Origin of the sequence: Achromobacter sp. NFACC18-2 (genome assembly GCF_900108985.1) — a bacterium.
Classification (GTDB): domain Bacteria; phylum Pseudomonadota; class Gammaproteobacteria; order Burkholderiales; family Burkholderiaceae_B; genus Achromobacter.
Window position 1 is genome coordinate 122,756 of record NZ_FNYM01000008.1, and the last position, 12,665, is coordinate 135,420.

The window sequence follows — 12,665 nt, forward strand, 5'->3', positions numbered from 1 at the left end:
CATGTTCCCGCAGGCCGGGGGCCGCGGGGGGTCCTCTCAGTGGCAATTTTTAAATAATAAAGGTTTTTTACCAAAGATTACGGCCCGCTTGTCAATTCTTGACGAAATTAATGCGAAAAGCCGGCGTTTGGCCGGCTTTTCAAGCGGAATGTAAGCCGAACGGGCGGAATTACTGCTTTGGACGTCGCCCGAAGTCCCTGGGGCGAAATCCAAACAGTAACAACAATCCGAAGTACACGACGCCGCTGGCGGCCAGCACGCCTGCCAGCAGGGCGGCGCGCTGGCCGGCGTGCGCCTGCAGCGCAATCCAGTCGATCCGCGAGTCCGCGTACCACAGCAGCGCCGCCAGCCCCGCCAGGGCAGGCACCAGGCGCAGGGCGAACGCCAGCCACCCGGCCTGGGGCACATAGACCGCGCGGCGGCGCAGCCCGATCAGCAACGCCAGCGCGTTCAGGCAGGCCCCCAGGCCGATGGCCAGGGCGAGCCCCGCGTGGGCCAGGGCCGGCACCAGCGCCAGGTTCAGCAACTGCGTCACCACGAGCACCATGATGGCGATCTTCACCGGCGTGCGGATGTCCTGCTTGGCGTAGAACCCGGGCGCCAGGATCTTGACCGACAGCAGGCCGATCAGGCCGGCGGAATACGAAATGACGGCCAGCCGCGTCTGCAGCACGTCCTGCGCGTTGAAGGCGCCATAGTGGAACAGCGTGGCGACCAGTCCGTCGGACAGCATGGCCAGCCCAACCGCGGCGGGCAGGCCCAGCAGCAGCACCAGGCGCAGGCCCCAATCCAGCAGCGCGCTGTACCCGCCATGGTCGTCTCGCGCGTGCGCCGCGGACAGGCTGGGCAGCAGGACCGTGCCCAACGCCACACCCAGGAGCGCGGTGGGAAATTCCATCAGGCGGTCGGCGAACGATAGCCAGGTGACGCTGCCCGGCGTGAGCCAGGTCGCGATGTTGGTGTTGATGAGCAGGGATATCTGCGCCACGGATACGCCCAGCGTGGCGGGCGCCATCTGCTTGAGGATGCGCTGCACGGTGGGGTCGGCCCAGGCCTGGCCGAAGCGCAGCGAAAAACGCGGGGTCAGGCCCAGGCGCGCCAGGGCCGCCCATTGCACCGCCAATTGCGCCACGCCGCCTATCATGACGCCGATGGCCAGGGCATAGACCGGCACGTCCATGCGCGGCGCAAGCCAGATGCAGGCAGCGATCATGGACAGGTTCAGCAGCACCGGCGTGAATGCGGGGACGGCGAAGCGGCGCCAGGTGTTGAGCACGCCGGACGCGAAGGCGATCAGGGACATGCAGAGGATGTAGGGAAACATCATCCGCGTCATCCAGACCGCCGCGCCGAATTCGGTGTCGCGCGCCGCGCCGCGCAGGCCGCTGGCCATGGCCGACACCACCCAGGGCGCCGCGACGATGCCGATCAGCGTGACCAGCATCAGGGCGGCGGTGAGCAGCAGGGCCACGCGGTCGAGCAGCGTGCGCACTTCCTCTTCGGATCGGTTGTTGCGCGCGGCGCCCAGGATGGGCACGAAGGCCTGGGCAAAGGCGCCCTCGGCGAACAGGCGCCGCAGCAGGTTGGGAATGCGGAAGGCAACCCAGAAGGCGTCGGTAATGGGGCCGGCGCCAAACGCGCGGGCCACCAGGATGTCGCGGACCAAGCCGGAAATGCGGGACAGCAACGTGAAGCTGCTGACCGTGGCCGCCGAACGAAACAGGCTCATGGATGTACTACTGGAGAAAAGGCGGGCCGGGTCGCCGCGACCAGGGGGACGGAATGCCGGCCGCCCGAAAGGCGGCCCACGATGTGGGCCGGCCTCGGACCTGCATTACTTGGGCGGCATGCGGATGGCGCCGTCCAGACGGATCGTTTCGCCGTTGAGCATGTCATTGGTGATGATGCTGTGGACCAGCTTGGCGTAGTCTTCCGGGCGGCCCAGGCGCGCGGGGAAGGGGATGCTGGCAGCCAGCGAGTCCTGCACTTCCTGCGGCATGCCGAAGATCATCGGCGTGCCGAAGATGCCCGGGGCGATGGTCATGCAGCGGATGCCGGTCTTGGCCAGGTCGCGCGCGATGGGCAGCGTCATGCCGGCCACGCCCGCCTTGGAGGCGGCATAGGCCGCCTGGCCGATCTGGCCGTCGAATGCGGCGACCGATGCGGTGTTGATCATCACGCCGCGTTCGCCGGTGGGCTCGGGCGCATTGGCGCTCATGGCCTCGGCGGCCAGGCGCATCATGTTGAAGCTGCCGATCAGGTTGATCGACACGACCTTCTGGAACAGGTCCAGGGAATGCGCGCCATTTTTGCCGACGATCTTCGCGGCGGGTGCGACGCCCGCGCAGTTGACCAGGCCGAACAGCGAACCGAGTTCCAGGGCGGCGGCCACGACCTTCTTGCCGTCCGCTTCCTGCGTCACGTCGCAATGCACGTAACGCTGGCCGAGTTCCTTGGCCAGGGCTTCGCCCGGCTCGTCCTGCAGGTCGGCAATGACGACCTTGGCGCCATTTTCGACCAGCATGCGCGCGGTGCCGGCGCCCAGGCCGGATGCGCCGCCGCTAACGATGAATACCTTGTTCGCGATTTCCATGTGTGTACCACCAGATCAGTTCAAGGGAAGGAGGGCGGCGCGCCGGGCGCCGGATGCGACAAGGCCTTCGGGCCGGGGCCGGAACGCGGTGCGTCCGGCCGGCGCCGAAGGCCTGTGGGCCATCGAGGCGCCGATCAGCTTTGAACGGCTTCGAACAGGCGCGTCTTGATTTCGTCGACCGCGCCCACGCCCGAGATCTTGCGGTACTTCGGGGCGGCGGCGGAGTCCTGCTGCGCCCAGGCCGAGTAGTAGTCGACCAGGGGGCGCGTCTGCTCGCGGTACACCGACAGGCGGTGGCGCACGGTTTCCTCGCGGTCGTCGTCGCGCTGGATCAGGTCTTCGCCGGTGACGTCGTCTTTGCCTTCGGTCTTGGGCGGGTTGAAGCGCACGTGGTAGCTGCGGCCGCTGGGCTGGTGCACGCGGCGTCCGCTCATGCGTTCGATGATGTCTTCTTCGGGCACGGCGATTTCCACGACGTAGTCCAGCTTGACGCCGGCGCTCTTGAGCGCGTCGGCCTGCGGGATGGTGCGGGGAAAGCCGTCGAAGAGGTAGCCGTTGGCGCAGTCGGGCTGCTTCAGGCGGTCTTGCACCAGGCCGATGATGATCTCGTCGGAAACCAGGCCGCCGGCGTCCATGACCTTCTTGGCTTCAATACCCAGCGGGGTGCCCGCCTTCACCGCGGCGCGCAGCATGTCGCCGGTGGAGATCTGGGGAATGCCGAAGTGCTGCGTAAGAAACGCGGCCTGGGTGCCTTTGCCGGCGCCGGGGGGTCCGAGCAAGATGAGACGCATGAGTGCTCCTGAAGGGGTTTATTTTTTGTGATCCGGGGGATTATGCCGCAACGCAGCAGCCAATGCGGGGCTGCGCCATGCGAAATAACCCTTATATCGATTTGCTGTAGATCAAGCGGACGCGCTCCAGGTCCGCCGGGGTATCTACCCCGCCGGCAGGAGGCGTCGACGCCCGGTGTACGACGATGGTGTGACCGTGTTCCATGGCGCGCAGCTGCTCGAGCGACTCGAACCTTTCCAGCGCGCCTTGCGGCAAGGTCGGAAAGCGGCGCAGGAACGACGCGCGGTAGGCGTAAAGGCCGATGTGGTGCCAGGCGGGCAGGCCCGGCGCCAGCACGCGTTCGCCGCCAGCCAGCGCATCGCGCGCCCAGGGGATGGGTGCGCGCGAAAAATAAAGCGCGCGGTCGTCGGCGGCGCACACCAGCTTGACGACGTTGGGATTGAAGAGCGATTCGGCGTCGGCCAACGGGCACGCGCAGGTGGCGATGTCGGCCTGAGGGTAGGCCTGCAGCTTGGCAGCCACGGCATCGATGAGCTCGGGCTCGATCAGGGGCTCGTCGCCTTGCACGTTGACGACGATCGCGTCGTCCGGAAGGCCGAGCTGCTCGACCGCTTCCGCCAGCCGATCGGTGCCCGTGGGATGGTCGCCGCGGGTCATGAGCGCGTGCAGACCATGCGCCTGGGCGGCCTGCTGGACGCGGACGTCATCGGTGGCGATGTGGATCTGCGAGGCGCGCGACAGCGCTGCACGGTCGGCGGTGCGCACGACCATGGGCTTGCCTGCGATGTCGGCCAGCGGCTTGTCGGGCAGGCGGGTCGAGGCGGTACGCGCCGGGATGATGGCGATGAAGCTCACGATGCGGCGTTCAGCGGGGGGCTGCGGCGTCGTCCAGCGCGCGCGCTTCCGACTCCAGCATGACCGGGATGCCGTCGCGCACGGGGAAGGCCAGCCGGTCTGCACGGCAGATCAGTTCGGCCTGTTGCCGGTCGTGTTCTAGGCGGCCCTTGCACAAGGGGCAAACGAGGATGTCGAGAAGGCGGGATTCCATGACCGCGATTCTAAAACAGTTTTGCGCCTGGACAGCGCCCCGCGCGCGGGCAGGGCCCTGGGACGCGCGTCAGCCCGGGGACTTGCGCCCACTGTTCCGGCCCCCATTCTGCCTCCCGTTGCCGCCGCGCTTGCACGCTTGCAGGGCCTCGGCCAGCCAGTCGAAGAGGCCCGGATCGGAAAATGCGGCCCGCACCGGGACCTCCCACAAGCGCGCGTCGTTGAGCGCCCCGCATTTGATGGCGTCCTTGGAAGTCACCAGGATCACGTCGGCCGAGAGGCCCTGGAAGGGCGACGTGGCGTAGGCGTGGTGGTCGGGCAGGGGAAGGGTCGCCGACAGCGTGATGCCGGCGGCCCGCAGCGTGGTGAAAAAGCGTTCGGGATTGCCGATTCCCGCCGCGGCCGCGATGCGCGCCTGCCCGGCAAACGCGGACAAGGGCCGCGTGGCGCGTCCGTCCAGATGCCGGGCCTCGCCCGGTTCCAGCCACATGCGCACCTGGCGCGGACGTCCGGCGACCAGCGGGCCGGGGTTGTCTGGGGGCGTGCCGGTATTCGTCACCACGGCATCCACGTCGGCCAGGCGGCTGGCGGGTTCACGTAGCGGGCCGGCGGGCAGCAGGCGGCTGTTGCCCACGCCGCGCTGGTCCTGCACCACGATTTCGATGTCGCGCGCCAGGGCCAGGTGTTGCAGGCCGTCGTCCGAGACGATGACGTCCACGCGGGGGTGTGCCTGCAGCAGCGCCTGCGCGGCGAGGGCGCGCTTGGGGTGGATGGACACGGGTGCGCCCGTGGCACGAGCGATCAACGCGGGTTCGTCGCCGAAGCGCGCCGCTTCCAGTTCGCCCAGTCCCACGCGCGGGTGCGGGCCGACCTTGACCCCGTAGCCGCGGCTGACCACGCCCGGCGTGTAGCCGCGCGCCCGCAGGCCTTCGACGGTGGCGATCACCATCGGGGTCTTGCCGGTGCCGCCCACGTAGATGTTGCCGATCACGACCACGGGCACCGGCGCCCGGTAAGGCGTCTTGGCGCCGCTGGCATAGCGGGCCCGCTTGCGCGCGACCGCCCAGGCGGTGAGCGCGGAAAGGGGACGCAAGGCGGTGGACAGCCAGCCGCCGCGCTGCCATTGGCGGGCCAGCAGTGATGCGCGTCTGGTTTTCACCGGTTGGTCTGGGCGGCGAAGTTGACGCGGCCGATCCCGGCGAGGCGGGCGGCTTCCATGACGTTGATCACGGACTGGTGGGTGGCCTGGGCGTCGGCGTTGATAATGACGAGCGGCTCGGTCTTGCCGGCCGCGGCCTGGCGCAGGGCGTCGGCGATCTCGGGCGGCGTCGCGACGTCGATGAGGGTGCCGTTCAGGGCGTAGCGGCCATCCTGGCTGACCGCCACTTCCAGGGCGGGGGGCGTGTCCTGTTCGGACGACGCCTGCGGCAGTGTCACCTTCAACTGCGTGAAACGGGTGAAGGACGTCGTGGCAGCCAGGAAGATGAGGATGACCAACAGGACGTCGATGAGCGGAATCAGATTGATGTCGAGCTCGTCGCGGTCGCCCCGGGATCCGCGGAAATTCATGGACGTGCCTCGCGGGGAGCGCGGGCCGGCGCGACGGCGCGAATCAGGCGCGACGCCGCCTGTTCCATGGCGCTGAGGTAGCCGTCCACGCGGCTGCGCAGATAACGGTGGGCGATCATGGCGGGAATGGCGATCAGGATGCCGAAGCCGGTGTTGTAGAGCGCGATCGAGATGCCGCGCGCCAGTTGGGCCGGGTCGCCGCCGCCCGGCGTGTACGAGCCAAAGATTTCGATCATGCCGACCACCGTGCCGAACAGGCCCATGAGCGGCGCGACGACGGCGATGGTGCCGATGGCGGAGATATAGCGGCTGAGGTCGTGCGCGACGGCGCGGCCGGCGTCCTCGACCACGTTGCGAAGCTCTTCGCGGGGAAGGTGCCGGTGACGCATCACCTCGGCGAGCACGCGGCCCAGCGGCGAATTGCGCTCCAGCCGGTGGATCGCTTCCGGCGTGTCCTGGTGATTGCGCAGCATGTCGGCGACCTGGTCGTTCAGCCCACGCGGCAGGACCAGGTTGCGGCGCAGGGACAGGAAGCGCTCGAAGATCAGCGCCAAGCCCAGCACGGATGTCGCCAGCAGGGGCCAGATGGGCCAGCCGGCCTCGCGCAGAATGGAAAGCAAAGCGGTCAACTCCTGAGGAGCCGAAGGCGCCGTGGAGGCGCGCAGTGGCATCTGAACAAGCCGAAACTGTAACGGCGCCGCGCCCGCGTGGCAAGGCGGGGTGATCCCGAAACTATCCACAGAAACTGTGGATAATTCTGTGTAGAACTCAGCCGGAAGGCTTATGGGCACAGGGCTTGCGCTTGTTTGATTCAAATGCGTGCAGCTTTCATTTGATAAATAACGTATAAAAATCAGACGCTTGCACCGAAAATGCTTGCTTTCGGGACCGTTGCTGCAAATTCCTGGTGACGCGGTATCATTGCGGCCCGCTACGCTTGCCCTGTGGACAGGTTCGCATCGGAAAGCCCCATGACAATTGAATTCTCAGTCACAAACAACGCATTCGCGCGGGATATCCTTACAGTTGCCCAGCTTAATCAAGCAGTGGGGCAGTTGTTGGAGCGGAGCATCCCGGCGCTGTGGGTTCGCGGCGAGATATCCAACTTCACGCAGGCGGCTTCCGGGCATTGGTACTTCACGCTCAAGGACAGCCGCGCCGCCGTGCGGGCCGTCATGTTCCGCAGCCGCGCCAGCGCGGTGGGTTTCGTGCCCCGTGCGGGCGACCAGGTCGAAATCCGGGCGAGAGTGTCGCTGTACGAACCCCGGGGCGACTTCCAGTTGCAGGCTGACGCCATGCGGCGGGCCGGACTAGGGAATCTGTACGAGGCGTTCCTGCGCCTGAAAGAGCAACTGTCGTCCGAGGGCCTGTTCGATCCGGCCCGCAAGCGCGAGCCCGTGCGCCTGCCGCGGGCGATCGGCGTGATCACGTCGCTGCATGCCGCGGCGTTGCGGGACGTCCTTTCCGCGTTGGCCCGGCGCGCGCCCCAGGTGCCCGTCATCATCTACCCGGCTCCGGTGCAGGGGGCGGACGCCGCCGCCCGGCTGGCCGCGCAGGTGCGCATGGCCAATCAGCGGGCCGAGGTGGACACGCTGCTGATCGTGCGCGGCGGGGGCAGCATCGAAGACCTCTGGAGTTTCAACGACGAGGACCTGGCCCGCCAGGTCGCGGTCAGCGAGATTCCCGTCATCAGCGGCGTGGGGCACGAGACCGACTTCACGATCGTGGATTTTGTATCCGACCTGCGCGCGCCCACGCCTACCGCTGCGGCGGAACTGGCCTGCGCCCCGCGCTCGGAGCTGCTGGGGCAGGTCTTGCAGGCCGCGCAGTCCATGGCGCGCGGCCAGCAGCGGCGGCTGGAGCGCGCCGCGCAGCGGTTGGACCGCGCGGCCGGGCAATTGGTGTCTCCCGCCCAGCGGCTGGAGCATCAACGCGAACGGCTCAACAGCCTGCGGTTCCGGCTGGCGTCGGCCTGGGCGGCGCCGCAAGGCCGGCGCGCCGCGCGCGTCAACCTGCTTGCCCAGCGCCTCGCGCATCGTGTTCCCGACACGGCACGCGCCGCGGATCGACTGGCGGGCGCCGTGCGGCAATTGGGCCTGGCGCAGGCGCGCCTGCTCACCCAGGGCCGTGTCCGGCTGGCCGCCGCCGGCGCGCAGCTGCGCGCCCTTGATCCGGGCAACACGCTGGCGCGCGGCTACGCCATCGCGCGCGACGCCGAGGGCCGCATCGTGCGAGACGCAGCGACCCTGTCGGCCGGCCAGCCGCTGGACCTGAGCTTCGCCCAAGGCGGCGCCCACGTGCTCGTGCAGCAGACCCGCAAGACACGCGACGCCGGCTGACGCGCCGGGCGGCCTGCGGCTCGAAAGCGGTGCGTCTTCACGCCGTGTGCCGCGCGGGGCCTTCGTACCAGGCCGAGCGCCGTAGCGTTTGCGAAGACTCGGTCACCGAACGCATAACCATGTGTCCCTTAACCCCGCGCCAGCGCGGGGTTAACACGGTATCCTCATTAGTTGCCGATACAATTGAACGGCTTGATCGTGCTCTCAACAGAAGGAACCCTCACATGGCACATACTCTTCCCCCCCTGCCTTACGAACTCGACGCCCTGGCGCCGCACATCTCCAAGGAAACGCTGGAGTTCCACTACGGCAAGCATCACCAGACGTACGTCACGAATCTGAACAACCTGATCCCGGGCACGGAATTCGAAACGCTGTCGCTGGAAGACATCGTGAAGAAGTCCTCGGGTGGCATTTTCAACAACGCCGCCCAGGTCTGGAACCACACCTTCTACTGGAACAGCCTGGCTCCCAAGGCCGGCGGCGCACCGACGGGCGCATTGGCTGACGCCATCAACGCCAAGTGGGGCAGCTTCGACGCCTTCAAGGAAGCCTTCAACAAGTCGGCCGCCGGCAACTTCGGTTCGGGCTGGACCTGGCTGGTCAAGAAGGCCGATGGCTCGGTCGACATCGTCAACACCAGCAACGCGGCCACCCCGCTCACGACGGCCGACAAGCCGCTGCTGACCTGTGATGTCTGGGAACACGCGTACTACATCGACTACCGCAACGCGCGTCCCAAGTACCTGGAGAATTTCTGGGCCCTGGCGAACTGGGATTTCGCCGCCAAGAACTTTGCCTGAACGGCATTTGCGGACCTCGCCGCGCCGCTGGCGCTGCGTCCCGTGACCAAAACCCCTCGCCCCGGCGAGGGGTTTTTCATTCAGGAAAAATTCAGTTTCGGAAATCCCCCTTGCGTGTTGATTTCATTACAGGGAACTGAACCGGTAACAGGCTTTTCTTCAGGGTTAGCCCTAGGTCAAAGGGTCGATATCTTTGCCGTCGGCCAGCGGCTGCACCTCGGAGCGCATGGCTGCGGCAACGCCGCGACACGCCGGGGTGACCACAGGGAAAGAAAGCATGTTGCGGTTATTTTCGGGGATGCGCATTGGCGCTCGCCTGACGGGCGCGTTTTTACTGGTTGCGGTAATTGGTGGTGCGATTGGCGCCTTCGGCGTCTGGGGGCTGGCGCGCATCAATGCCATGAACGACAGGCTTTACGACTCCGAGCTGCGCGGCATCTCGGATCTGAAGGAAGCCAACCTTCACCTCATCTACGCGGGCCGCGCGCGCAACGCATTTATGGCCGCGTCCTCCGAGCAGGAGCGGCAGGCGCTGCGCAAGCAGTTCGATGATGCGGTCAGGAACATGGATGCGCTGCGCGACAAGGCTGCCGCCACGTTCCACGCGGAGCAGACCAGGCAATTGCTTGCGCAGTTCGGCGAAACCGAACAGGTGTGGAAGCGCGAGGTCAGCGCCTTTTTCGAGGCGGCCAAGTCGCAGCCCCTGACGCAGAACGACCCGCGCGTGGCCGAGATCGAAAAGCGTTTGATCGCGTCCTCGCAGAAGCTCGACGACCTGATGACCGATCTGGCGGTCAGCAAGGAAAAGTCCGCCGAGGCCTCTGTGCAGGAAGGCACGGAGCTCTACGGCACGGTTCGCGCCATCATGATTGCCCTGGCGGTGGCGGGTGTGGCCATCGGCATGCTGCTGGGCTGGCTGGTGACGCGCGGCATCGTTCGGCCGCTGGGCGAGGCGGTGTCCGCGGCGCGCCAGGTGGCGGCGGGCGACCTGACGGCCGATATCCGCGTCTCCACGCGCGATGAGACCGGCGATCTGATGGGCGCGCTCAAGGCCATGAACGAAAGCCTGGCGCGCATCGTGCGCGACGTGCGCGACGGCTGTGAGAGCATCGCCTCGGCCTCGTCGCAGATCGCGCAGGGCAATGCCGACCTGTCCCAGCGCACCGAGGAGCAGGCGTCTTCGCTGGAAGAGACCGCCGCGTCCATGGAGGAGCTCACCAGCACGGTGCAGCAGAATGCCAACAACGCCAGCGAGGCCGATCGCCTGGTCAATCAGGCATCGACCGTGGCCGTGCGCGGCGGCGAGGTGGTCCAGGGCGTGGTGCAGACCATGAGCGCGATTTCTGACAGCTCGCGCCGCATCGCCGATATCACGGGCGTGATCGACGGCATCGCCTTCCAGACCAACATCCTGGCGCTCAACGCCGCCGTGGAAGCGGCGCGCGCGGGCGAGCAAGGACGCGGCTTTGCCGTCGTGGCGGGCGAGGTGCGCACGCTGGCGCAGCGCTCCGCGGTGGCCGCCAAGGAGATCAAGGCCCTGATCGACGAGTCCGTGACGCGCGTTGAAGGCGGCACGCGCCAGGTCGACGAAGCCGGGCGCACCATGCGCGAAGTGGTCGACAGCGTGCGCCAGGTCGCGACCCTGGTGCGCGAGATCGCGGGCGCGTCGGAAGAGCAGTCGACGGGCATCGGGCAGGTCAATCAGGCCGTTTCGCAGATGGACTCGGTGACCCAGCAGAACGCCGCCCTTGTCGAGGAAGCGGCGGCGGCCGCCGGCAGCATGCAGGAGCAGGCCAACCGGTTGGCGCAGGAGGTGCGCCGCTTCAAGGTGGAAGCGGCTGGCGGCTCCGCGCGGCAGGCGCAGGCGCGGCTGATGCCGGCCGAGCCCATCGCGGCGCCCAAGCCCGCCAAGCCTGCGGCGCGGCCGGCACAGGCCCGGCCCGCGCTGGCGAGCGCGGCACAGGACGACTGGTCGTCCTTCTGACGCCGGGCGGTCCGGACGGGAGCGGGCTTTCGGCTACGGGTCAGGACGGGATGGTAAGGTTAGCAACCTCGTCCCGCACAACCTGCCCAACCGTCGTCCAACCTCCAGCCCATGAATCTGCCCGACCCCGTCCGCCGCCTCATCGCCCGAACGCGCCGGGTGGCGCGCCGCAAGGTGCGCCAGATCAACCGCCTGTCGCGCAAAAGCGTGCAACTGGGACTGCTGCTCGGGGGCGCGGGGCTGGTGGCGCTGATGTCGCTGGGGTTCGCATACCTGGCCGACAAGGCGCTGGCCTGGAACCGGCAATGGGTGGCGTACAACGGCTGGTTGGCGCTACTGGTGCTGCCCTTCGGCTTGGCCGCGTTGCGCTGGCTCACAATGCGCTTTGCGCCCAACGCCTCGGGCAGCGGCATCCCGCAGGTCATCGGCGCGCTGTCGCTGCCGCCGGGCCCCAGCCAGAGCAGCCTGGTGTCGCTGGCGCAAAGTCTCTGGAAGATTCCGCTTGCGTTCTTCGGCATGCTGGCCGGCGCCTCGATCGGCCGCGAAGGGCCGTCCGTGCAGGTCGGCGCGGCGCTCATGCTTGCCTGGGGCGACTTCTGGAAGCGCCGCGGTGTAAAGCTGCGCGGCTTCCATGCAAACGAACTGATCGCGGCCGGCGCGGCGGGCGGGCTTGCGGCGGCGTTCAACGCGCCGCTGGCGGGCGTCATCTTCGCCATCGAGGAACTCGGACGCGGCACGGTGCTGCGCTGGCAGCGGCTGGTGCTGATCGGCGTGCTGGCCGCCGGTTTCCTGGTCGTGGCGGTGGAGGGAAACAATCCTTACTTCGGCGTGTTCGGCGGTGCCGAGCTGTCGCACAACATGGTGATGTGGATCGTCATCTGCGGCGCGCTCAATGGCGCGCTGGGCGGCGTGTTTGCCCGCTTGCTCGGCAAGGGGCCGGTGGGCGCGGCGCCGCAATCGTGGCGCGCCTGGATCCGCGCCCATCCCATCTGGACCGCGTTCATCATGGGTCTGGCCCTGGCGGTGATCGGCCTGTGCACTGCGGGCAGCGTGTACGGGACCGGCTACGCCGCGGCGGCCGATCTGCTGAACGGCAAGAACTCGGTGCCCGAGGGTTTCGGCATCGCCAAGCTCGCGGCGACGGTCGCTTCCTACTGGGCCGGCATTCCGGGCGGCATCTTCACGCCGGCGTTGACCACCGGCGCGGGCATCGGCCATCACATCTGGGAGCTCGCGGGCGACGGCGTCGACCAGCGCGTGCTCGTGCTGCTGTCGATGGCCGCTTTTCTTGCGGCCGCCACGCAGGCGCCGTTGACGGCCAGCGTCGTGGTGATGGAGATGACGGGCAGCCAGCCCATGCTGTTCTGGCTGCTGCTGGGGTCGCTGCTGGCATCCGGGGTGTCGCGCCAGTTCTGCCCGCAGCCTTTCTACCATCTGGCGGCGGGACGGTTCCGCCGGCAGGCGATCGTGGAAGCTGGCCGCGCGGCCAAGTCCACGGCGCACTGAAAGCGGGCGCTGGCGCCCGCTTTCGTGCAGGC

13 protein-coding genes are annotated in these 12,665 nt (G+C 67.8%); 4 read left to right on the top strand and 9 right to left on the bottom strand.

All coding sequences use genetic code 11. The annotated features are described in order from the left end of the window. Window positions 1-169 precede the first annotated feature (169 nt). The 8 genes from murJ to BMW75_RS14370 all read right to left on the bottom strand — a co-directional run bounded on the left by murJ (window position 170) and on the right by BMW75_RS14370 (window position 6,621). The gene (gene murJ, locus BMW75_RS14335; RefSeq protein ID WP_092580213.1) at window positions 170-1,729 is read right to left on the bottom strand and encodes a murein biosynthesis integral membrane protein MurJ; all 1,560 of its coding nucleotides are present in this window, start codon (window positions 1,727-1,729) and stop codon (window positions 170-172) included. A 105-nt stretch (window positions 1,730-1,834) separates the two neighbouring features. After that, window positions 1,835-2,593 (bottom strand): 3-hydroxyacyl-CoA dehydrogenase, encoded by a 759-nt coding sequence (locus tag BMW75_RS14340; RefSeq protein WP_092580215.1) that lies wholly within the window; start codon window positions 2,591-2,593, stop codon window positions 1,835-1,837. A 134-nt stretch (window positions 2,594-2,727) separates the two neighbouring features. Further along, on the bottom strand, window positions 2,728-3,384 hold the full coding sequence (gene adk / locus BMW75_RS14345; protein WP_076520325.1) for an adenylate kinase: 657 nt from the start codon (window positions 3,382-3,384) through the stop codon (window positions 2,728-2,730). Between the two features lie 91 nt (window positions 3,385-3,475). Then, complete coding sequence (gene kdsB, locus BMW75_RS14350; RefSeq protein ID WP_092580217.1) at window positions 3,476-4,240, bottom strand: 3-deoxy-manno-octulosonate cytidylyltransferase; 765 nt, start codon at window positions 4,238-4,240, stop codon at window positions 3,476-3,478. A 10-nt stretch (window positions 4,241-4,250) separates the two neighbouring features. Then, on the bottom strand, window positions 4,251-4,433 hold the full coding sequence (locus tag BMW75_RS14355) for a Trm112 family protein (protein ID WP_092580219.1): 183 nt from the start codon (window positions 4,431-4,433) through the stop codon (window positions 4,251-4,253). Between the two features lie 69 nt (window positions 4,434-4,502). Continuing rightward, entirely contained in the window at window positions 4,503-5,591 is a 1,089-nt protein-coding gene (gene lpxK / locus BMW75_RS14360) for a tetraacyldisaccharide 4'-kinase (protein ID WP_092580222.1), read from the bottom strand. Beyond that, window positions 5,588-6,001, bottom strand: a complete 414-nt coding sequence (locus BMW75_RS14365) for an ExbD/TolR family protein (RefSeq protein WP_076520329.1) — start codon at window positions 5,999-6,001, stop codon at window positions 5,588-5,590. Before BMW75_RS14365 ends, lpxK begins: the two co-directional genes overlap by 4 nt. Further along, window positions 5,998-6,621, bottom strand: coding sequence for a MotA/TolQ/ExbB proton channel family protein (locus BMW75_RS14370; protein ID WP_092580224.1), 624 nt, complete (start codon window positions 6,619-6,621; stop codon window positions 5,998-6,000). Before BMW75_RS14370 ends, BMW75_RS14365 begins: the two co-directional genes overlap by 4 nt. 351 nt (window positions 6,622-6,972) lie before the next feature. Here BMW75_RS14370 and xseA point away from each other — a divergent pair, with 351 nt between their 5' ends. After that, entirely contained in the window at window positions 6,973-8,340 is a 1,368-nt protein-coding gene (xseA, locus tag BMW75_RS14375) for an exodeoxyribonuclease VII large subunit (RefSeq protein WP_092580226.1), read from the top strand. Between the two features lie 224 nt (window positions 8,341-8,564). Continuing rightward, window positions 8,565-9,143: a superoxide dismutase [Fe] gene (sodB, locus tag BMW75_RS14380; RefSeq protein WP_056324270.1), complete on the top strand. Its 579-nt coding sequence runs from the start codon at window positions 8,565-8,567 to the stop codon at window positions 9,141-9,143. A 171-nt stretch (window positions 9,144-9,314) separates the two neighbouring features. On the opposite strand, the gene BMW75_RS29870 is transcribed toward sodB, so the two are convergent. Further along, complete coding sequence (locus BMW75_RS29870; protein WP_255376812.1) at window positions 9,315-9,449, bottom strand: hypothetical protein; 135 nt, start codon at window positions 9,447-9,449, stop codon at window positions 9,315-9,317. Here BMW75_RS29870 and BMW75_RS14385 point away from each other — a divergent pair. Together BMW75_RS14385 and BMW75_RS14390 are read left to right on the top strand one after the other, a co-directional pair. Beyond that, complete coding sequence (locus BMW75_RS14385) at window positions 9,421-11,127, top strand: methyl-accepting chemotaxis protein (RefSeq protein ID WP_092580227.1); 1,707 nt, start codon at window positions 9,421-9,423, stop codon at window positions 11,125-11,127. The two genes, BMW75_RS29870 and BMW75_RS14385, sit on opposite strands and share 29 nt — an antisense overlap. Window positions 11,128-11,238: 111 nt before the next feature. Beyond that, window positions 11,239-12,633, top strand: coding sequence for a chloride channel protein (locus BMW75_RS14390; RefSeq protein ID WP_092580228.1), 1,395 nt, complete (start codon window positions 11,239-11,241; stop codon window positions 12,631-12,633). Window positions 12,634-12,665 lie beyond the last annotated feature (32 nt).